Annotated in this window: 20 protein-coding genes; 6 read left to right on the top strand and 14 right to left on the bottom strand. The window is 53.4% G+C overall.

Annotated elements, in window-relative coordinates; all coding sequences use genetic code 11:
* The first annotated feature begins 3 nt into the window (after nt 1-3).
* Nucleotides 4-474 (top strand): SRPBCC family protein, encoded by a 471-nt coding sequence (locus tag KGP21_RS21010; RefSeq protein WP_223498196.1) that lies wholly within the window; start codon nt 4-6, stop codon nt 472-474.
* A gap of 38 nt (nt 475-512) precedes the next feature.
* Nucleotides 513-938, top strand: coding sequence for a GNAT family N-acetyltransferase (locus KGP21_RS21015; protein ID WP_223536198.1), 426 nt, complete (start codon nt 513-515; stop codon nt 936-938).
* 108 nt (nt 939-1,046) lie between these two features.
* On the opposite strand, the gene KGP21_RS21020 is transcribed toward KGP21_RS21015, so the two are convergent.
* The gene (locus KGP21_RS21020) at nt 1,047-2,255 is read right to left on the bottom strand and encodes an MFS transporter (protein ID WP_223536200.1); all 1,209 of its coding nucleotides are present in this window, start codon (nt 2,253-2,255) and stop codon (nt 1,047-1,049) included.
* Nucleotides 2,256-2,349: 94 nt separating this feature from the next.
* Between KGP21_RS21020 and KGP21_RS21025 the strand changes: the two genes are divergently transcribed.
* Together KGP21_RS21025 and KGP21_RS21030 are read left to right on the top strand one after the other, a co-directional pair.
* A complete protein-coding gene (locus KGP21_RS21025; protein ID WP_223536202.1) occupies nt 2,350-2,799 on the top strand; it encodes a helix-turn-helix domain-containing protein in 450 nt (149 codons plus the stop codon).
* A gap of 2 nt (nt 2,800-2,801) precedes the next feature.
* On the top strand, nt 2,802-3,098 hold the full coding sequence (locus KGP21_RS21030; RefSeq protein WP_021807174.1) for a putative quinol monooxygenase: 297 nt from the start codon (nt 2,802-2,804) through the stop codon (nt 3,096-3,098).
* 130 nt (nt 3,099-3,228) lie between these two features.
* Here the strand turns inward: KGP21_RS21030 and KGP21_RS21035 are convergent, their stop codons facing one another.
* From KGP21_RS21035 to guaB, 5 genes are all read right to left on the bottom strand, one after another.
* A complete protein-coding gene (locus KGP21_RS21035; RefSeq protein ID WP_223536204.1) occupies nt 3,229-4,671 on the bottom strand; it encodes a glucosyltransferase domain-containing protein in 1,443 nt (480 codons plus the stop codon).
* A 13-nt stretch (nt 4,672-4,684) separates the two neighbouring features.
* Complete coding sequence (locus KGP21_RS21040) at nt 4,685-5,596, bottom strand: glycosyltransferase family 2 protein (protein WP_059201516.1); 912 nt, start codon at nt 5,594-5,596, stop codon at nt 4,685-4,687.
* Nucleotides 5,593-5,991 (bottom strand): GtrA family protein, encoded by a 399-nt coding sequence (locus KGP21_RS21045; protein WP_301178828.1) that lies wholly within the window; start codon nt 5,989-5,991, stop codon nt 5,593-5,595. The genes KGP21_RS21040 and KGP21_RS21045 overlap by 4 nt, the downstream gene beginning before the upstream one ends.
* Nucleotides 5,992-6,117: 126 nt before the next feature.
* A complete protein-coding gene (gene guaA / locus KGP21_RS21050) occupies nt 6,118-7,695 on the bottom strand; it encodes a glutamine-hydrolyzing GMP synthase (protein WP_021178837.1) in 1,578 nt (525 codons plus the stop codon).
* A gap of 105 nt (nt 7,696-7,800) precedes the next feature.
* On the bottom strand, nt 7,801-9,264 hold the full coding sequence (gene guaB / locus KGP21_RS21055) for an IMP dehydrogenase (RefSeq protein ID WP_141234372.1): 1,464 nt from the start codon (nt 9,262-9,264) through the stop codon (nt 7,801-7,803).
* Nucleotides 9,265-9,433: 169 nt separating this feature from the next.
* Here guaB and xseA point away from each other — a divergent pair, with 169 nt between their 5' ends.
* Nucleotides 9,434-10,810: an exodeoxyribonuclease VII large subunit gene (xseA, locus tag KGP21_RS21060; protein WP_021178839.1), complete on the top strand. Its 1,377-nt coding sequence runs from the start codon at nt 9,434-9,436 to the stop codon at nt 10,808-10,810.
* A gap of 101 nt (nt 10,811-10,911) precedes the next feature.
* On the opposite strand, the gene KGP21_RS21065 is transcribed toward xseA, so the two are convergent.
* The gene (locus tag KGP21_RS21065) at nt 10,912-13,275 is read right to left on the bottom strand and encodes a glycoside hydrolase family 31 protein (protein WP_021807179.1); all 2,364 of its coding nucleotides are present in this window, start codon (nt 13,273-13,275) and stop codon (nt 10,912-10,914) included.
* Between the two features lie 11 nt (nt 13,276-13,286).
* Nucleotides 13,287-14,594, bottom strand: a complete 1,308-nt coding sequence (locus KGP21_RS21070; protein ID WP_021807180.1) for an MFS transporter — start codon at nt 14,592-14,594, stop codon at nt 13,287-13,289.
* Between the two features lie 349 nt (nt 14,595-14,943).
* On the opposite strand from KGP21_RS21070, the gene KGP21_RS21075 reads away from it, so the two are divergent.
* Nucleotides 14,944-16,026, top strand: coding sequence for a LacI family DNA-binding transcriptional regulator (locus tag KGP21_RS21075; RefSeq protein ID WP_094982787.1), 1,083 nt, complete (start codon nt 14,944-14,946; stop codon nt 16,024-16,026).
* Between the two features lie 2 nt (nt 16,027-16,028).
* On the opposite strand, the gene KGP21_RS21080 is transcribed toward KGP21_RS21075, so the two are convergent.
* The 6 genes from KGP21_RS21080 to hisS form a co-directional block, all read right to left on the bottom strand.
* On the bottom strand, nt 16,029-16,253 hold the full coding sequence (locus KGP21_RS21080) for a zinc ribbon domain-containing protein (RefSeq protein WP_021178843.1): 225 nt from the start codon (nt 16,251-16,253) through the stop codon (nt 16,029-16,031).
* Between the two features lie 13 nt (nt 16,254-16,266).
* On the bottom strand, nt 16,267-17,223 hold the full coding sequence (locus tag KGP21_RS21085) for an AEC family transporter (RefSeq protein ID WP_071683910.1): 957 nt from the start codon (nt 17,221-17,223) through the stop codon (nt 16,267-16,269).
* Between the two features lie 104 nt (nt 17,224-17,327).
* Nucleotides 17,328-18,815, bottom strand: coding sequence for a ribosome biogenesis GTPase Der (gene der / locus KGP21_RS21090; protein ID WP_021178845.1), 1,488 nt, complete (start codon nt 18,813-18,815; stop codon nt 17,328-17,330).
* 157 nt (nt 18,816-18,972) lie between these two features.
* On the bottom strand, nt 18,973-20,154 hold the full coding sequence (gene bamB, locus KGP21_RS21095) for an outer membrane protein assembly factor BamB (protein ID WP_021807184.1): 1,182 nt from the start codon (nt 20,152-20,154) through the stop codon (nt 18,973-18,975).
* Nucleotides 20,155-20,165: 11 nt separating this feature from the next.
* Nucleotides 20,166-20,786, bottom strand: a complete 621-nt coding sequence (locus tag KGP21_RS21100; RefSeq protein ID WP_021807185.1) for a YfgM family protein — start codon at nt 20,784-20,786, stop codon at nt 20,166-20,168.
* Nucleotides 20,787-20,799: 13 nt separating this feature from the next.
* Nucleotides 20,800-22,074: a histidine--tRNA ligase gene (gene hisS, locus KGP21_RS21105; RefSeq protein WP_021178848.1), complete on the bottom strand. Its 1,275-nt coding sequence runs from the start codon at nt 22,072-22,074 to the stop codon at nt 20,800-20,802.
* Between the last annotated feature and the right edge of the window lie 6 nt (nt 22,075-22,080).

Below are 22,080 nucleotides of genomic sequence, written 5' to 3' on the forward strand. Positions count from 1 at the left end.
GATATGGCCGAATACCAGTTCACCACCCTCTGGCGCATCAAAGCCCCGTTACCAACGGTATGGGAGGTACTTTATCATCCCGATATCTGGCCAAGCTGGTGGAAAAACCTGTTACAGGTGGTCGAAATAGGAAAAGGCGATGCACTCGGTATCGGGGCGTTGCATCGTTATACCTGGCAAGGCGTACTGCCTTACCGCATCACCTTCGATATGCGCATCGTGAATATTGTGCCGCTAAAGCTATTGGAGGGACAAGCCAGCGGCGAAGTAGAAGGGGTCGGCCAATGGCGGTTAAGTTCAGACGGGGTTTATACCCTTGCGCATTATACCTGGCAGGTGCGAACCACTACGCTCTGGATGAACTGCCTGGCACCGTTAGCAGCACCGTTATTTCGCTGGAACCACGATGCGGTGATGCGGGCCGGGGCCAAAGGGTTGGCGCAACGGCTGGGTACCAGCGTTGAAATGAGTTGATTGTCAGCTATAGTGCTAGCAAATCATCAGGAGCCGCCATGCACATAAGACCTTACCAAGAGGCCGATCGTCCTTTTCTGCGCAGCCTGTATCTGGCCGCTCGCCAAGCCGCCTTTACCTGGCGTAACACACGTAATTACCGGCTGGAAGATTTTAATCGCTCAACGATTGGCGAAGAGATCTGGGTTGCCGAGCAGGACGGCAAGCTGCTCGGCTTTGTCTCAATTTATCGCGCCGATAATTTTATTCATAATCTGTATGTCGACCCCCTGTTGCCGCCACAAGGCGTGGGCAGCGCGCTGTTGCATGCCGCAGAGCAGACGTTTACCTCAACCGGCTCGCTCAAGTGCCTGGTGAAAAATGACAAGGCGATAGCGTTCTATCACAAGCACGGCTGGCAGATCGTCTCCACCGGTGGTGACGGCGGAGAAGAGTATTACCTGATGTATTCACCGCAAAGATAGCGTTGTTCTTAAGCTTGCGGTTTCAGCACCGGGCACTATCCTTGGTACGCTCAGTGCGTTCATCGGGGGGATCATAGCTGCATGGGGCGTCATAAAGGTATGAAAGGGTCAACGGCAATATTTCAGCGTACGCCACCAAAACAGCAATGCCACCAGGCTTACCGAACCACCCAACCAGCATACGCCGTGCCAGCCTGCCCACGCATAAATCTGGCTACCGGCAAACGCCCCCAGCCCACTGCCAACGGCATAAAACAGCATGTAGCACCCGACCAGGCGACTGTGGGACTGCGGGTGTGCAGTGAAAATCATGCTCTGATTGAGGACATGGATTGCCTGCCCGGCCAGATCCAGCAGGATAATACCGCCAATCAGGTACGCCATTCCTCGCTCCATCAACCCAAGCGGCAGCCAAGCGATCATCAGCAACAACAGGCACACTCCGCTAGCTGTCTGCCCCCAGCCTTGGTCAGCTAGATGCCCAGCTCTCATCGCCGCCAGCGCTCCGACTGCCCCTACCAGCCCAAATGCACCAATGGTCGAATGAGAAAAAAGAAATGGGGGTTGGCTCAAAGGGAGAACCAGCGTGCTCCAGAAGATGCTGAATGCCGCGAACATCAACAACGCCAACATACCGCGTATCTGCAAAATCCGGTCATGGCGCAACAGGCTCAGCATTGAGCTCAGCAGTTGCCAATAGCTTAACTTCAACTCGTAAGCAGGCTGCTTTGGTAATAAACGAGCCAGAACAGGAAGTAATATCAGGGTAAGAGCCGCTGAGAAAATGTAGACGGTTCGCCAACCGCCGATATCCGCCAGTAACCCAGAAAGGGTGCGCGCCAGCAGTAAACCCATCACCACTCCGCCCTGAGCAGCCCCCACCACGCGTCCACGTTCCTGCGGGGAGGCCAACGTCGCGGCAAAGGCGATCAATCCCTGCGTTATCGCGGTTCCCAGCAGCCCCACCAGCAGCATAGCCGCCAGTAACGCCAAACTGCTACTAGACACCACAACCATCAGCAACGCGGCAATCAACAGTATTTGCTGCACCGCCAGCAGACGATGGCGATCCAGCAAATCCCCCAAAGGAACCACCAATAACAGCGCACAGGCACAGCCGATCTGGGTCGCCGCAATCACCATCCCTACTCTTGCCAGGCTGATATTAAAATCCTCCGCAATGGCATCAAGCAGCGGTTGCGCGTAATAAACATTGGCCACGCTGAAGGCGCAGGCTGTAGCCAACAGCAGCACCAGTGACGTAGGCAAAAGCTCGACAGACTGTGAGCGGAAGGTTTCCAGCGGTTTATCACTCATCAAGCGCCTCGTTAATGTGGTTTCATTATTAAACTCAATGCACTTTAGTGAAAGAGGTTTTATAATGCAACCAGAATAATTCGGGAGCCACAGCATGAAACGTAAAAGCCTTGAGGATGCTCAATGCCCGGTAGCACGAACCTTGGATGTGCTGGGTGATTGGTGGTCATTACTGATCATCCGCGACGCCTTTGACGGCATCAGCCGGTTTAGTGAGTTTCAAAAGAACCTGGGGATGGCAAAGAATATTCTTTCCACTCGGCTACGCACGCTGGTCGCCCAGGGGATTTTGCAAGTTAGCCCTGCCGCCGATGGCAGCGCCTATCAGGAGTATTTGCTGACCGATAAAGGCCGAGAAATCTTCCCGATTATCGTCGCACTGCGCCAATGGGGAGAAGACCATCTTTTTGCAGCAGGAGAGGACTACTCACGCCTGGTGGAAAACGACAGCGGCCAGCCAATACCTCGCATGACACCCATCGGTCATACCGGGCAAGCACTCAACTTAGGCAATACCCGAGTCGTAAAAGTGGATGAAGAATAATAATGCTGAAAGTCATTGCCGAAGATTTTATCAAGGTTGAAGCGATAGAAACGGTGTTACCGCTTTATCAAGAGTTGGTTGAAGCCACCAAGCAGGAGCCTCGCTGCATAGCCTATGATCTGTATGTCGATCAAAAGGATGCCGGACACTTTATCTTTATCGAAGAGTGGCCCGATCGCGCGGCGTTGGATGCTCACTGCGCGAGCGAACACTTTAAACGCCTAGTGCCGCTGATCGATCAACATAAACGTAAGGATGCCAGCTATATATTGATGGATAATTTTCCTGAGAAAGCATAGATAAGTAGCAAAGCAATAACCTGAACGGCCTGAGTCCGTTTGAAAACCGAACTCAGGCCAGATTAACCGCTTGATGCAGATAAACCAAATTCATAGGCTCAGTTAAAAATTATTGAGCCAATATAAGTAGTTAATGTTTAGTGGTTCCCAATGTGACTATGGCCTCATTACCAGAAACGTATAACGAATAGTCCTTATTAGAGGATACCGGCTTAATGCCTTTTTCTATCATCCCCGCAAGTCTATCCATATTGGCTTGCTCATCAACGTAACCATGCAGCGTTTGCGTTAATCCCTTATTAATCAACTGGAAAGACGCTATAAACTCAGAGGCCGGGCTAAGAAAATGGCCAATCAGCGGCTTGTTTTCCATGATTAACTTGGTTCTTTCGTTAATGTTCACTTGCCCAGTAGTGCCGATAGTCTCTATGTTTGGGTAGCTCAGCATTTCTCTGGCAATCATGTCAAAAACAAAGTCTTCATATTCACGCTGTGACTTTATGGCGCTACTTAGCTGAGCACTAAATGCAAACACGGTGATTAGCGGGACGAGCGATAGATATTTTAATTTAGGCGAAAAATACATAATCGGAATGGCAATAATAACCAGTAGAACCGAAAATGAAACCAAAGTCCTAGGGAATACAGGAGCATCTTGCAGAAGGATTGTTGGCCCCATTAGAGACACCAGGAAAATAAAGCATGACAGCAAAGCGTATATCATGAATGAAATTATTTTCTTGGCATGTGCATAGTTGCTGACCATCATGAATACCAAAGCAATCACTACAGGCACCAGGAAATAGATATAAACAGGGCCGTAAAAATACGACAAAACCAGCTCTTTTAATCCCTTTATCGTGCTTAACAGTTTTTCAGCACCCTCAGCATTCGGCAAAATAATGTCCGAACGAGAGTTATTTCTTACAGCAAAAAACAGCATGTACACAAGATAAAAACAAACAAATGTCACTGCCTTGTTTATTATTAATTTTATGGAATGAGCTATTGTAGATTCACTTTTAACTGCAATAATCATCATATCAATGGCAAGCAGGCCGATGAAAATATTCATGCATGGTTGATAGAGGGTTAGCGATAATACGCCCGCTATTATTTTTATTGAGCCTTCACGAATTATGCTGTCGTTCCTATAGGTATAGGCTAACACGGCAAGAAACAAGGCAATTACCATACCCAAAGAGTCGTATCTATAGGCAATATTTTGTAATAGATAAGGATTGAATATCAAAAGTGCCGCTACAAGTTTGGCATGCGGAACATCCATTTTAACCAAATGTTTGAAAAGTAAGAAGGAAGCGGCACCTATAAACAGACAAGATGCAATCATTGTATAGGGAAACAGGTCAAGATTATAGCGCCCACTCGCCGATAGGATTTTCATCAGAATATCCGCAATTGGCCGCCCTAAGCCACGCCATCCATATTGACCTGTAATCGCTCGGTCTAAGTCATCCCTGTAAAACACCCCAGCTTGAATAAGAGGATATATAAACAGCAGAGCCAAGCCTGAATACAAGGCCAATGTTTTTTTATCGTCTTTACAGATCATCTGATTTCCCATCTCACTTTTTAACTATGTAACGCGGCCTGCGTTTTGTTTCTACGTAAATCCGTCCTACATATTCACCTAGGACACCTATTCCTATTAGCTGCACACCTCCAAGGAAGAGGATAGAAACGATAATAGAGGAATAGCCCGGCACCGGATTGCCCCAAATTAATTTATCCAGAATCATCCATGCACCATAAATGAAGGATAAAGTGGCAACGAAAAAACCGATATATGCCCATACCCGTAGCGGAAAGGTCGAAAAACTGGTGATACCTTCTATCGCCAGATTCCACAGTTTCCAGCCATTGAATTTACTTGAACCAGCAACTCGTTGGGCTCTTGAATACTCGACGATGTCAACCTTTCCGCCCACCCAGCTTAATATCCCTTTCATAAACAGGTTTCTTTCGGGAAGTAATTTGATGTTATCCACGACTTCTCGAGACATAAGCCTAAAATCGCCGACATTTTCTTCTATGGCCGGTTTGCTTATTTTGTTGTGAATGCGATAAAACCACTCTGCAGTTTTACGCTTCATTCTTCCATCACTCTGTCTATCTATACGTTTAGCTAAAACAACTTCCGCACCATTTTCCCATTTATTTAACAATAACGGGATAACATCTATTGGATCTTGAAGATCTACGTCGATAGGAATGATGACATCACCCGAAGATGCCTCCAAACCAGCAAATAAGGCAGGCTCTTTGCCAAAATTACGCGTGAAATTTATAACTTTTATTTTCTCATCAGCTAGCGACAAGGCTGATATTATGTTCTCTGTTTTATCAGAACTCCCATCGTTTACAAACACGATTTCTATATCTTTGTCTGCGAACTCTTTATATTCACGAACGGACTTATAGAAGAGAGGGATTGCTTCTTCTTCATTAAATACAGGAACTACCAACGATATTTTCATTTATCATCCTTGAATACAACTAGTTTAGAATAAATGAAGCCACAAATGAGACTTACTGCAGAAAAGGTAATCAGTGTGACTATTGGGTTAGCCTTTACTTCGTCTGCGATCCAACCTACGCAAAATGCCATGCCCCCCATAAACAGCACATACGCCATGTAGCGGACAGTAGTCGCTTCTTTTTTAAAGGTCCATCTGGCGTTTGCAAAGAACGAGAAGGTCACCGCGATGCAAAAGGCAACAACGTTGGATATTGATTGGGAAAAACCACTAAAAAACATGAGCGCAAACACAGCCCAATGAACAAAGGTGTTCAGCACACCTACAGATGCATAACGTAAAAAAATATTCAATGCGAAAAAATTCTTAAAAGTTAGTTTGCCGTATTCTGCCACCACATCATGCCGATGGCAAAACTTTCGAGGCTAACACAATGAATGCTCACTGAAAAAGAAAAATCCCCTGTAAAACAGAGGATTTTCATTCTATTCACGCTATCGAGTGAGGCTGATATTAACTTATCATTCCCATTCAATCGTCGCCGGTGGCTTCCCGCTGATATCATAAACCACACGGGAAATCCCGTTGACTTCGTTGATGATACGGTTGGAAACACGGCCCAGGAAATCGTACGGCAGGTGTGCCCAATGCGCGGTCATAAAGTCGATGGTTTCTACCGCACGCAGAGAGACAACCCAATCGTATTTACGGCCATCGCCCATCACGCCAACGGAACGCACCGGCAGGAATACGGTGAATGCCTGGCTGACCTTGTTGTACAGATCGGCTTTGTGCAGCTCTTCGATGAAGATCGCATCGGCACGGCGCAGCAGATCGCAGTATTCTTTCTTCACTTCGCCCAATACGCGCACGCCCAGACCTGGCCCTGGGAACGGGTGGCGGTACAGCATGTCGTACGGCAGGCCCAGCTCCAGACCAATCTTGCGCACTTCGTCTTTGAACAGCTCTTTCAGCGGTTCCACCAGGCCCAGCTTCATCTCTTTCGGCAGGCCACCGACGTTGTGGTGCGATTTGATCACGTGTGCTTTGCCGGTAGCGGAAGCGGCAGACTCGATCACATCCGGATAGATGGTGCCCTGAGCCAGCCACTTCACGGCGCTCTGCTTGCAGGCTTCTTCGTCGAATACTTCGACAAAGACGCGGCCAATGATCTTACGCTTGGCTTCTGGCTCATCCACACCCGCCAGCGCGCTCAGGAAACGGTTCTCTGCCGCCACATGCACGATGTTCAGACCGAAGTGGTCACCGAACATTTCCAACACTTGGTCAGCTTCGTTCAGGCGCAGCAGGCCGTTATCTACGAATACGCAGGTCAGGCGCTTGCCAATGGCACGGTGCAGCAGCATGGCGGTAACGGATGAATCCACGCCGCCAGACAGGCCGAGGATCACATGATCTTCGCCGACCTGCTCACGAATACGCGCAACGGCATCTTCGATAATGGTGGCAGGCGTCCACAGCGCTTCACAACCACAGATATCCAGTACGAAACGCTCCAGGATGCGCTGGCCCTGACGGGTATGGGTGACTTCCGGGTGGAACTGTACGCCGTAGAAGCGTTTTTCCTCGTTGGCCATAATGGCAAACGGGCAGGTATCGGTGCTGGCAACGGTGACGAAATCTGACGGGATAGCGGTAACTTTATCGCCGTGGCTCATCCATACGTCTAATACCGGTTTGCCTGCCGGGCTGATCGCATCTTCGATATCGCGGATCAGGGCGCTTGATTGGGTGATTTCCACCTGAGCATAACCGAACTCGCGCTCGGTTGACCCCTGTACATGGCCGCCCAGTTGCATCGCCATGGTCTGCATGCCATAGCACACGCCCAATACCGGTACGCCGGCGGTGAAGACATATTCTGGCGCACGCGGGCTGTTCAGTTCGGTGGTGCTTTCCGGGCCACCGGAGAGAATGATGCCGCTTGGATTGAACTCGCGGATCTGCTCTTCGCTGACGTCCCAGGCCCACAGCTCACAGTAAACGCCAATCTCACGCACGCGGCGAGCAACCAGCTGGGTGTATTGTGAACCGAAATCCAGGATCAGGATGCGATGCTTATGAATATTTTTTGTCATGTGAGGCAAATTCCAGCAACAGAGAAAAAGAGCAAAAAGGGTATTTGGGATGAGAGGTTGCCCCCCTCATCCCTGCCCCTCTCCCGCAGGAGAGAGGTTAAAGCATTAGCCCATGCGGTAGTTTGGTGATTCTTTGGTGATGGTCACGTCATGCACATGGCTTTCTTGAATACCGGCACCGCTGATGCGCACAAACTCGGCTTTGGTACGCAGTTCGTCGATGGTCGCACAGCCGGTCAGGCCCATGCAGGAACGCAGACCGCCCATCTGCTGATGTACGATCGCCTTCAGCATGCCTTTGTAGGCCACACGGCCTTCGATACCTTCCGGCACCAGTTTATCAGCGGCGTTATCGGTCTGGAAGTAACGGTCGGAGGAACCTTTGGACATTGCGCCCAGAGAACCCATCCCACGGTAAGATTTGAACGAACGGCCCTGATACAGCTCGATTTCGCCCGGAGATTCTTCCGTACCCGCCAGCATTGAGCCAACCATCACACAGGACGCACCGGCAGCAATCGCTTTGGCGATATCGCCAGAGAAGCGGATACCACCGTCAGCGATAACTGGGATACCCGTCCCTTCCAGTGCTTCGACCGCATCGGCGATAGCGGTGATCTGCGGAACACCCACGCCGGTTACGATACGAGTGGTACAGATAGAGCCAGGACCGATACCGACTTTCACCGCACTCACCCCGGCTTCCATCAGGGCTTTGGCACCAGCCCCAGTTGCGACGTTGCCGCCAAGGATTTGCAGGTCTGGGTATTTGGCACGGGTTTCACGGATGCGCTGTAACACGCCTTCGGAATGGCCGTGTGAAGAGTCGATGAGCAGTACGTCAACACCGGCAGCGACCAGCGCATCAACGCGCTCTTCGTTACCGGCACCGGCACCCACCGCAGCGCCTACGCGCAGACGGCCATGCTCATCTTTACAGGCGTTAGGTTTACGCTCTGCTTTCTGGAAGTCTTTAACGGTGATCATGCCCAGCAGGTGGAAGCTGTCGTCCACCACCAGCGCTTTTTCAACGCGTTTTTCGTGCATTTTTTGCAGCACGACTTCACGCGCTTCGCCTTCCTTGACGGTGACCAGACGCTCTTTTGGCGTCATCACTGCGGTGACAGGCTGAGTCAGATCGGTGACGAAGCGCACGTCACGGCCGGTAATGATCCCCACCAGTTCGTTTTCTTCGGTCACAACCGGGTAACCGGCAAAGCCGTTACGCGCGGTTAACTCTTTCACTTCAGCCAGCGTGGTGGAAGGAGTAACGGTCTGTGGGTCCGTGACCACGCCGCTTTCATGTTTTTTCACCCGGCGAACTTCTTCCGCCTGGCGCTCAATGGACATGTTTTTGTGAATGAAGCCCAGACCGCCTTCCTGCGCTAGCGCAATGGCCAGGTTGGCTTCGGTTACGGTATCCATGGCTGCGGACAGCATAGGGATATTCAGGCGGATGGATTTGGTCAGTTGGGTGCCAAGATCTGCGGTATTAGGCAGAACTGTGGAGTGGGCTGGAACCAGGAGAACGTCATCAAACGTTAGAGCTTCTTTTACAATACGTAGCATGGGCAATATCTCACCAAGGTGGATGCGGAAAAGATAAAATATTGCCGTGGCATTATACAGAGCGTAATCGGTTGCCTCCAGCACTTTCTTATAAAAACTCTTGATTACCTTTCGCCGAGCTGTAATATCGACCAATTAAGTGCTTGTTTTGAAATTTGATCTGGGTCACATGTCACTACCTACTTCACCGTCCATTTTTACCGTAAGCCGCCTCAATCAGACGGTTCGACAGCTGCTGGAAATGGAAATGGGGCAGATTTGGCTCTCCGCCGAGATCTCCAACTTCTCCCAGCCCTCCTCCGGCCACTGGTATTTTACGCTGAAAGATGACCGTGCCCAGGTGCGTTGTGCGATGTTCCGCAACAGCAACCGGCGCACTACCTTTCGCCCGCAAAATGGCCAGCAGGTTCTGGTGCGGGCCAGTATCACCCTGTATGAACCACGCGGTGATTACCAACTGATCGCCGAAAGCATGCAGCCTGCCGGTGACGGCCTGCTGCAACAGCAATTCGAGCAGTTGAAACAGCGCCTGGCAGCCGAAGGTCTGTTTGATCAACAGTTCAAGCAACCATTGCCAAGCCCGGCCAAATGCGTTGGGGTGATCACCTCCGCCAGCGGCGCGGCACTGCACGATATTTTACAGGTGTTACAACGGCGCGATCCTTCACTGCCGATCGTGATTTACCCCACGTCCGTGCAAGGGGCAGAAGCTCCGTTGCAGATCGTTCGCGCGATCGAAACCGCCAACCGCCGTGATGAGTGCGATGTGCTGATCGTCGGGCGCGGCGGTGGCTCGTTAGAAGATTTATGGAGTTTTAACGACGAACGCGTCGCGAAGGCCATTTTTGCCAGCCGTATCCCGATCGTCAGCGCCGTCGGCCATGAAACTGACGTCACCATTGCCGACTTTGTTGCCGACCTGCGGGCACCTACCCCTTCCGCTGCGGCGGAGTTGGTCAGCCGTAATCAGCTTGAGCTGTTGCGCCAATTGCAGTCACAGCAACAGCGGCTGGAAATGGCGATGGACTATTATCTGGCGCAGCGCCAGCAGCAGTTCACCCGCATCAACCACCGTTTGCAACAACAGCATCCGCACCTGAGGCTGGCGCGGCAGCAAACGCTGTTATTCAAGCTACAGCGCCGTTTGGAAGATGGGATGCAGCAGCAATTACGGCTATCTTCTCGCCGCAGTGAACGCGTACAGCAGCGCCTGGCGCAGGTCCAGCCGATGGGCCGCATCCACCGCTTGCAGCAGCGTGTTCAGCAGCAGGAATACCGTTTGCAACAGGGGATGGAGCGGCAACTTAATGGTTATCGCCAACGCTTTGGCGTCGCCTGTAGTCAGTTGGAGGCGGTTAGCCCGCTGGCAACCTTGGCTCGCGGCTATAGCGTAACGCAGACACCACAGGGTGAGTTACTGAAAACCACCAAGCAGGCACAGGTTGGGGAAATGCTGAAAACCCGCCTGCAGGATGGCTGGGTGGAGAGCGAAGTCAAAACCGTCACCGTGGCGAAAAAGCCGCGTAAGAAACGCGTGGTGGAATAGCCGTTAGTGGCAGAGCCGATCGACTGCTTCTTTTTTAGGCCAAACTTCATCCCGTTTGATAGCATCCCAACCCTCAGTAGAGGGTTGGGATGTGGCATCAGTCATAGCACATAGCTATCACAACAAACCCCATTCACCCATAGTTCGCGAGTCTCACCTGCTGGCAACACAATGTTCAGCGCCTGCCACGTCGGTTTGAAATGCCCTTCACAGGTGAAGGTCAGCTCGATGCGCTGATTGTCACTCACTGCCTCCCAGCGGAGCCACAGCGCATTATTCTGCTGCCAGCCATGGCTTTCCCCGTCGTCTTCAAACAGCAGGCCTGAGGACCATCCGCAGCCCTTGGTGGGGAACAGCCGCAGTTCACGGCGATCGTCTGCCGCATTGTCTACATGCCCCAACCGTTGTGACATCGGGAGCCCGGCCCCAGCGCGCACCAGCAACGGCAAGCGCTCCAGCGGTGCCTCCAGCACTATGCTCTGGCCACCGCTGTACCATTGGCCGCTATAGAAGCAGTACCAACCATCGACGTTATCCGGCAGGTAGACTTCACGCTGGCGCTGCCCCTGATCCACCACGCTGGCCACCAGCAGGTCGCGGCCAATCAGGAAATCATCGGTCTCACCGAAGGTGCGTTCATCGTGCTCATGATCGAGGAAGGTTGGCCGCAGCATCGGCTCATCATCATGGCTTGCCTGCCACAGCAGCGTGTAGAAGTAAGGCATCAGCCGATAACGCAGGTTGATGGCATCACGGATCATCGGCGTTGCCGCCGGGTACATCCAGGGTTCATTGACGGTAGCATCATCATTCCACGAATGGATGGTAAAGCGCGGGTGCATGACCCCGTTTTGTACCCAACGTACCAACAGTTCCGCGTCCGGTTTATCGCCGGAGAAACCGCCCACATCGTGCCCAACGTTAAACAACCCGGACAGGCTCATCCCCACCCCCATACGGGTGTTGTAGCGCAAGGTTTGCCAACTGGTGCGGTTGTCCCCACTCCAGGTTTGCACATAGCGCTGCATACCGGCACAGCCGGAACGCGAAATCAAATAAGGCCGCAGGTTCGGTGCAAAGCGCTGCTGTGCTTCAAGCGAGGCTCGCATCATCAGCAGCGGCATCACCGGGCGAATATGCTTGATGGCGATTGGCTTGCCGAAGCCATGGCAGCGCGCTTCTCCATCCCACACTTCATACTCGTTGTTGTCATTCCAGGTGGAATCAATCCCCATTTCCAGCAGTTGCTCTGTCACCCCTTGCTGCCACCAGCGAACCGCCGCTGGGTTGGTGAAGTCGAGGTGCGAACCTTCGTCATCCCAGAAGCTGGAACGTTCTGGAGCGTCGCTTTGCGAATCGCGGATAAACAAGCCAAGTTCTGCCACCTGTTGATATTTGGGATGGTCCTGCAACAGGCAGGGTTTGATATTCGCCGCCAGCTTCAACCCAGCATCGTGAAAGGCTTGGCTAAGCTGTTTAGGCTGCGGCACCTTGTCGTAGTTCCAGTTGAAGACGTAGCGTTTGTTATTGATCGAGGTATAGCCGGAAGAGAGCTGGAACGAATCGCACGGGATGGCGTGCTGGCGGCACAGCTGGATAAACTGCTGCAACTGCTGCTGGGCATCCGGCGCGTCGGTGTAGTGCATCGTCGAGCCGCTGTACCCCAGGCTCCACTTCGGCCCAAAATGGGTTTTACCGGTCAGGCGCACGAAGGCTTTGGTGACGTCGAGCATCTTTGGCCCCAGGAACAGATAGTAATCCAGATCGCCCGCCTCGGCCTGATAGCGACGATAGGCCAGGTGATAGTTGTCGATCTCATTACCCAGATCCAGCCAGCAGCTGCTCAGGTTGTCATAAAACAGACCAAAGCTGACCTCTTCCCGACGCGTGATGGTAAAAGGGATATGCTTGTAGAGCGGATCGGTACTGGCGGCGTTGTAGCCCATCGCGTCCAGGTTACGCATTTCAAAGCGGCGGCCTGTACGTTCCAGATCGCCCGCCTTTTCACCCAGGCCATAATAACGTTCGCCCTTGTGACGGCGCTGATAATGCGCCACGCCGTCACCGTGCGCATTGAGCAGATAGGCGCTGGTTGGGCGATCCGCTGCCAGTGGTAGCCATTCCCCCGCCGCGTTGCAATATTCCCATTCCAGCCAGAGCGGCTGATGTATCGTCACGCGTAGCTGCGGGGTCGCTACCGTCAAACTGTCTGCCTGCTGGTTAAGTTGATAGCCCGGCAGGCCAAAACCGGCGACGCTGAGGCGATCGCGTCCTTCCCAAGGCACATCCTCCTGCGGGGCGATACTCCAGGTACGATCCAGCGCCAGCTCACCGTGGCGTTTGATCAGCACGCGGAACAGATTGCTTTCCAGCACGTAGAGGCAGAACAGGTGTTGCTCGTCCACCAGCAGTTCAACACGGTCCGCGTATTGCCCCGCCAGCGTCCAGTTTTTTAACGTTTTCATAATGATCCAACTTAAGCAGTAGGTGAAGGTTTTTTGCCGCGCTCGGCGATCAAACCGATCAGGAACATCGCACCGATCAGATCGAAGAAGCCCATGGCGACGAAGAGCGGGTTGAAGCCGACGGTGTCGGAAACGGCACCAATCAACAGCGTAAACAGGAAACTGGCGATCCAGGCGCTGGAGCCGCGCATACCGTTCACCGTCGCCATCTGGTTTTTATCGAAGGATTCCACTACCAGCGCGCTCAACATGCAGGAGATCACCTGGTGGCCAAAGCCACCAATGGAGATCAGCGCGATTGCGATGTAGGGATCTTTGGTGATCGCGACAAACGCCAGCGATACCATCATGAAGGCTCCGGTCACCGAGCTGGCCACTACCGAGTTCACCCGTGAACAGCCGAACCATTTGCGATACAGCGTAGTGAGATAACCACTGGCGACGCTGCCGATATCCGCCGCCAGGAAAGGCAGCCAGGCAAACATGGCAATCTGTTTGAGATCCATGCCGCGCTCGGTGGCCAGGTACAGCGGCACCCAGAAGCTAAACACCGCCCAAGCCGGTTCAGCCAGAAACGCTGGGATGGCGATGCCGTAGAATTTTTTGTTTTTGCACAGGATCGCCAACGATTTAAAGAACGGCAGCTTCGGCAGTACCGGTTCATTATCCTCGTTGATCAGATCAAACTCCTTTTGGCTCAGGTTCGGGTGCTGCTGCGGCGAGTGGTAAAATACCCACCACAGCACCACCCAGATCAGCGCCAGAGCACCGGAGAACAGGAAGGCTCCCTGCCAGCCGAAGGACACATGGGCAATCACAATGATCGGCGGAGCCAACATCGCACCGATCGAGAAGCCAACCCCTGCCCAGCCTGCGGCTATTGGCCGTTCTTTTTTCGGGAACCAGTCAGAAATCGCTTTGGCGTTAGCCGGGGTAGCCGCCGCTTCAGCTGCCCCCATGAAGAAACGTAAGATCGCCAGTTGCAACCAGCTGCCCGCACCAGCATGCATCATGCACACTACCGCCCAGATGCTGGCACAAACCAGGAACCCCATCTTCAGACCAATGACGTCTATCAGCCACCCGCAGATCGGTTGGAACAGGGTATAGGCCAGTTGGAAGGACGCCACCACCCAAGAATATTGCTCGGTGGTCATGTTGAGGCTGGTTTTCAGCTCAGGGGCCAAAATACCCAGCGAGTTACGGGTTATGTAGTTAACCGTGACGCCCAGCAGGAACAGGGCCAACATCCACCAGCGCAACGATTTGAATTTGCGGCGGCTGCTGGCAACTACCGTTTGATTGATTTCTACACTCATCTTGATCTCCGTGGCGACCATACGCCTTTTTGGTAGGGCAACTCTTACTAACGGAGGTGTTAACAGCGTTATTTGTGACGCCGGCCACAAATACAACGTCAATGCTGCGACAACCCTATGATTTAATGTTGTTTTACTTGTATTCCAGCCAATAAATTGGACTGATAAATCTATAAAATTGGTGTACCAACGCAGACTAACCAGCGGAGAGGGCGAGTGAAATGGCGAAATTTGCAAAAATTTTCATGCACCAGTTAAATTTTCGCCGTTATAGCCATAGAAAGCCGTATGAAAGACAGAAATATGCCGTGAAAAAATTTTCACGACCGAATTTGAAGGAGATCACAAAATGAACGGAAAGCTGAAAGTACAGGAAATTGCGCGCCAAACCGGGCTTTCGATCAGCACCGTTTCACGCGTGTTGGCCGGGAAATCCAACACCAGCGCCGAGGCGCGGCAACGAGTGCTGGCCTGTGCGCAACAAAACGGTATCTTGCAGGGGCTTTCTAACGGCAGGCTGATGTTGAACAACGTAATGGTATTTGCCCCGCAACGCGCCTTTGATGTCCGCACCGATATTTTCTACTACAAGGTGATCCAGGGGATCACCAGCGCACTGGCGCAACATGATGTGAGGATCCGCTACTGCGGGTTGGAGGAACAACACAGCGACAGCGTACTGTTTTTGGAAAAGATGAGCGATCCGTTAACCGAAGCCGTGCTGATCATCGGCATTGATGACGAGCATATCCATACGCTGGCCGCCGATCTGAACAAGCCCTGCATTCTGATTAACTGCACCGATCGCCAGATGCGGCTAGACAGCGTCTCCCCAGACCATCAACTGATTGGGGAGTATTCCGCCAACTATCTGTTGCAACAGGGCCACAGCCGTATCCTCAATCTGCAATGTCTACGGCGTAATACCATGGAGCTGCGGCTGGCGGGGATCAAACAGGCCTATATGCGGCACAATATTCCCTTCGATGATCGCCAACATCTGGTCACCACTTCCGGGTTCGGCAGCGAAGAAGCCGAGCAGGCCATCACGGCCTTTATCAACGGCGTTACCGATCGGGCGCAATTGCCGACGGCGATCTTGGCAGGGGGTGACTATATGGCGGTAGGTGCGGTTAATGCGCTAAAGAAGATGCATATCAACGTGCCGGGGCATGTTTCGGTGATGAGTACGGATGGTTTTAATCTGGCAGAAATTCACGACGTGCCGCTCACCTCGGTTCACGTTCCTCGTGATGAGCTGGGTGCAGAGGCCATTGCTCTATTGCAACGCCGTATGCTGCGCCCGGATGCGCCACCCAGCAATATGCTGTTGCACGGGCGCTTGGCGGTGCGGGCCTCGGTAAAACGCCTCAGCCAAAACAAGGTGTCGCCAGCGGTCAGCACGCACGACCACCGGCTCTATGATGTATGAGGTCATTCCACCGGTTGATAGCTGAACTTCACCCTTTTTTTGGAGATCAGCCCGTGGCCATGTTGGCAGAGATAATCCACGGCGCCGCAGGCTTTCAGTTCTTGCAACAGTTGCCCGCAGTCGGGGCATTCGGCAAGCTGCCGGTAATCGCTGTTGCAGTCGTCACAATGATAGTGGCCATTCACCCAGCTCATCGGCTGAGCACAAACCGGACATAAGGCGTCCATCTTTCCTCCTGATTTAAATCACGCCCCACGAGCGCAAGAAAGAGATCCCCAACGCGGTGGTAAAGAAGGATCCCACGGTGGTGATCGCAATAATATTGGCGGCCAACGTCGCGTTGCCCCCCATGGCGCGCGTCATCACATAGCTGCCGGAGGCGGTCGGCGTCGCCGAGAACATAAAAATAATGCCGAGCGTAGCGCCCTCGAAACCGCAAAGCCAACCCCCAAACGTCATCAACACCGGTACCAAAAACAGTTTAGCCGACGACGACAACGCAGCGACGTTGGAAGAACGGAACATTGCCCGCAGATCGAGGCTGGCCCCGGTACACAACAAAGCCAGCGGTAATGACAGGCCTGAAATATAGCTGCCGGTCTGCTTGAGCACGGGCGCAATCCCCAGCCCGGTCTGAGCATAGGCCAGACCGCTTAACAGCCCGAGGATCAGCGGATTGGTCACGATACTGCGCAGCAATGACAGATGTTTGATCTTCTGCCCGTTGCCGCCTTGCAGGCTGCGCGTCAGGGTGATAACCGATAGCACGTTAAACAGGATCACCGTCACGGTCAGATACAGCGAGGCAATAGCGACGCCCTCATCGCCGTAAGCGGTCATAGCATAAGCCAGGCCGACAATCGCGGTATTCGCCCGGAATCCCCCCTGCACGAACACGCCACGTTCACGTGGATCTTTCACCAGCCACTTGGCTGCGAACTCCAGCAGCAGGAAGGTCACAATCGTCCCTACCGCACCGTAGATCACCAGAGCAAAATTATCGCGCAGTTGCGGGTGGTTGGTGGCGATACTGAAGAACAACAGGCAGGGCAGCGCCAGATTAAACACCAGCTTGGTGGCCCCATCGATAAAGCGATCGTCCATCAGCCGCCAGTGGCGCAGCAGGATCCCCAGCAGCATCATCAATAAGTTGGGTACGGTGACGCTAAAGGCAAAACTCCAGGTTTCCCAGGACATGAGCTTCCTTTGCAAGGCCGGTGTAGAAGTGAGATTGGCAGATAATAGAACGGTTTAAGCAGGATAAAAATAGGGCGCGGTATCAATTCCACGCCCTACGGTTGTTATTTTGACTTCTTCAGGTGGCTCATCAAGCGCTTGCGCTTGCGCATCTGGTTTGGCGTCAAGGTGTTGCGCTTGCCCGCAAACGGGTTCTCACCCTCTTTAAACTGGATGCGGATCGGCGTCCCCATCACCTTGAGTGAACGACGGAAGTAGTTCATCAGGTAACGTTTGTAGGAGTCGGCCAGATCGGATACCTGGTTACCGTGGATCACCACGATTGGCGGGTTATAACCCCCTGCATGCGCATATTTGAGCTTCACGCGGCGGCCACGCACCAACGGCGGCTGGTGGTCTTCGGCAGCCATCTGCATGATCTTGGTAAGCATCGAGGTGTTTACGCGGCGAGTCGCACACTCATAGGCTTCGTTCACAGATTCGAATAGGTTACCCACACCGCTGCCGTGCAGCGCAGAGATAAAGTGCACACGCGCAAAATCGACAAAGCCCAAACGCAGATCGAGCATCTCTTTCACGTGATCGCGATCTTCCTCACTCATGCCGTCCCACTTGTTGACCGCAATCACCAGTGAGCGCCCACTATTGAGGATAAAGCCCAGCAGCGACAGATCCTGATCGGAAATGCCTTCGCGGGCGTCGATCACCAACAACACGACGTTGGCATCTTCGATCGCCTGCAGCGTTTTGATCACCGAGAATTTCTCAACGGTTTCGGTAACCTTGCCACGCTTGCGCACCCCGGCGGTGTCGATAAGCACATATTCACGCTCGTCACGCACCATCGGAATGTAAATGCTGTCGCGAGTCGTGCCAGGCATGTCAAACACGACCACACGCTCTTCGCCGAGAATACGGTTAGTGAGCGTCGACTTACCTACGTTAGGGCGGCCAACGATCGCCAGCTTGATCGGCAGATCCTGCGGGTTGAAGTCCTCTTCCGGATCTTCATATTCACCCTCTTCCAGCTCACCGCTCTGCTCGGCCCAATAGGCGGCATTGGCTTCTTCTTCGGTCAGCTCGACTTCTTCCGGTTTTGCCGGGATGAACGGCACCAGCACGTGCTCGATCAGCTGTGTGACGCCACGGCCATGGGAAGCGGCAATCGCATAGACGTCGCCCAGGCCCAAGGAATAGAAATCTGCCGTCGCGGTGTCCGGATCCATGCCATCGGTTTTGTTGGCAACCAGGAACGTCGCCTTCTGGCGATTACGCAGGTGCTGGGCAATCCCCTGATCGGCAGGCATCAGCCCGGCACGGGCATCGACCATAAACAGGACGATATCGGCCTCTTCGATCGCCAGCAGCGACTGACCGGCCATACGCGTTTCAACGCCATCTTCCGTCCCGTCAATACCTCCGGTATCGACGATAATAAATTCGTTGCCCTCAACTTCAGCACGACCATATTTGCGGTCTCGCGTTAGCCCGGGGAAATCCGCCACCAGCGCATCGCGCGTCTGTGTTAAACGGTTAAACAAGGTGGATTTACCGACATTCGGGCGCCCGACCAGCGCAACGACAGGTATCATGTTGAAGCCTCATTACTTAATAATCAATGCGTTACTATGCAGCGCAATAGACAGCAGCGGCATAGCTTAAAAATACGAAACGGCCCCTGACGTCAGGAGCCGTTATCCCATGAATCTTACAGGCTGCACAGCCTGCGATTGATTGGGGTTACAACTGTTAGCGAGTGAAGGCGTAAACCTTGCCGCCACGCGCCTGGATCAGCAGTTTGTCACCGGCCACAATTGGCGCGGACAGGAAGCCGGAGCTATCCACTTTTTGCTGAGCCACAAAACGGCCATCGGTGGTATTGATCCAGTGCAGATAACCTTCGGCATCGCCGACGACCAGGTAGCCGTTATACAGCACTGGTGCAGTCAGGTTACGGTGAAGCAGATCGCTCTGGCGCCACAGGTTAACGCCACCTTCGGTATTCATTGCCACTACACGGTCATTCTGATCGACCACATAGATACGGCCTGCATCGACGATAAAGTCGTTCACCGAACCCATATCACGTTTCCACATGATTTGGCCGGAGCGCAGATCCAGCGCCGCCATGTTGCCATTGTAACCCAAGGCATAGACCACGTTGTCAATAATCACCGGCGTGGTATCTACGTCATTCAGGCGGTCGATCTCGGTCGCACCGCTTGGCTGGGAAATACGCTGCTGCCAGATCAACTGGCCCTGCTGCATCAACACGGCGCTGACGCGACCGTTGTCACCGCCAACTACCGCTGCACCAAAGGCCGTTGCCGGAGCTGACTCACCACGCAGTGACAGTGAAGGGATATCCAGGTTGACCGTCCACTTGATGGCACCATCAGACTCGTTCAGCGCTTGCAGCTGACCGTTGGTGGTATGGATCAGCACCAGCCCCTCGGCGACCACCGGACGGGAAATCGCTTCACCCGCAACCTTGGTTTGCCAGGCGACTTTACCGTCTTCGGTATTCAGCGCATATACCACCGCTTTCTCACTGCCAACGTACACGTTGGAGCCAGACACCGTCAGGCCGCCAGACAGCAGCGCAGGCAGGTTGCTGGAGAAGAAGCCGGTTTTCTCGGAGAGATCGGCCTTCCATTTTTCTTTACCGTCGGCCAGGTCCATCGCTTTCACCGTACCGCGACGATCGGCAGCATAAACCGTGCTGTCCTGATAAGCCGGGCGCAGGTGAGAGTAGTACTCACCAATACCATCACCGACCGACGTGCTCCACGCTTTGTTCGGCGTGAACTGATTTTCAACCGTTGGCAGCGGCGACATGGTAACCACGTCTTCTTCGCCACTAAACAACGAGCAGCCACTCAGCAAAGTCACGGAAACCAGTCCGACCAAGAGTGTTTTACGCAATTGCATGGGAATTCCCCTTAGCTGGACAAGTTATTCAATTTCATGCGCATTACTGCCGCAAGCGCCTGAGAAGCATTGGATTCGATGCCTTTGCTGTAAGCTTCACGCGCACCTTTACTGTCGCCTTTGGCCAACAGCACGTCGCCGCGTACGTCTTGCATCATGGCCATCCAACCTTCGCCTTTCACGCCATCCAGCGTTTTCAGCGCTTCATCCAGCTTTTTCTCTTGCATCTGAACACGAGCCAGACGCAGATTTACCAACGCCAACAGGTTTTCATCTTTGGCATGGCTCTGTGCCACCACCAGTTGCTGTTCTGCCTTGGCAAAATCACCTTGTTGTGCAAAGTGTTTAGCCAAATCCAGAGCCGCGAACACGCCGTAGCTGTTGTCGTTCGCCTGGATAAACTTCTCTGCCGCTGCCACGTCTTCGGCTTTACCCGATGCCAAGGCAACGTCAACCTGTTGATACGACTGTGAGGCAGCCATCATGCTGGAGGTCTGGTTGCTCTGCCAGTAGCGCCAACCAACCAGGGCACCAATACCGAGCACCACACCCACAACCAAAGCTTTACCGTTTTCGGCAAAAAAGTTGCGCACGGCGTCAAGCTGTTCGTTTTCAGTGGTATAGACTTCCACGGTGTCCTTCTCCTTAACCTAACATCAAAGCCAGACGCGCAGCGACTTCGCTTTGCGCCAGCGTTTCTTGTTCACCACTGCGCAGGTCTTTAACCACCACCTGCTGTGCTGCGACTTCGTTCTCACCCAGGATCAGGGCGATACGCGCGCCCCACTTGTCTGCACGGGTGATCTGCTTTTTAAAGTTGCCGCCGCCATAGTTGGTCATCAATTTAATCTGCGGCGCAGCATCACGAACCTGCTCTGCCAGCAACATGGCCGCACTCTGGGTACCCGCACCGCTCGATATGACGTATACGTCGATGGTGGCCGGTGCCTTGAAGTCCGGATTAACCGCCTGAACCAGCAGTACCAAACGCTCCAGCCCCATGGCAAAACCCACGCCAGGGGTAGCGCGCCCCCCCAGTTGCTCAACCAGGCCGTCGTAACGGCCACCGGCACACACGGTGCCCTGAGCGCCCAGGCTGGTGGTGACCCACTCAAACACCGTGCGATTGTAATAATCCAGGCCGCGCACCAGGCGCTCGTTAACGGTATATGGGATACCGGCCTGAGCTAAAAGTTCACACAGCCCGGCAAAGTGGGCTTTGGACTCTTCATCCAGATAGTCGGAAAGACGCGGCGCATCGTTAAGCAGGGTTTGCACTTCTGGATTTTTAGAATCCAGCACGCGCAGTGGGTTGCTGTACATGCGGCGCTTGCAGTCTTCGTCGAGTTTTTCCTGATGCTGTTCCAGGAAAGCCACCAGAGCGTCACGGTAGTTGGCGCGAGCTTCCAGTGAACCAATGGAGTTCAGTTCCAGATTGACGTGTTCGGCAATGCCCAGCGCTTTCCACCAGCGGGCGGTCAGCAGGATCAGCTCGGCGTCAATGTCGGGGCCTTGCAGGCCAAATACCTCTGCCCCTAACTGATGGAACTGGCGGTAACGGCCTTTTTGTGGACGTTCGTAACGGAACATCGGGCCGATATACCACAGACGCTGTTCCTGATTGTACAGCAGACCATGTTCGATACCGGCGCGTACGCAGCCAGCCGTTCCTTCCGGGCGCAGCGTCAGGCTTTCGCCGTTGCGGTCCTCGAAGGTATACATTTCTTTTTCCACGACGTCGGTCACTTCACCGATGGCGCGCTTGAATAACGGGGTCTGCTCTACAATCGGCAACCGGATTTCGCTATAGCCATAGCCGCTCAGCACCTGCTTGAGTGTGCCTTCAATACGCTGCCACAGTGCCGTTTCTTCCGGCAGGTAATCGTTCATGCCGCGAATGGCTTGAATGTTTTTTGCCACGTGAGT

The sequence above is a fragment of the Serratia sp. JSRIV004 genome (assembly GCF_019968705.1).
Classification (GTDB): domain Bacteria; phylum Pseudomonadota; class Gammaproteobacteria; order Enterobacterales; family Enterobacteriaceae; genus Chania; species Chania fonticola_B.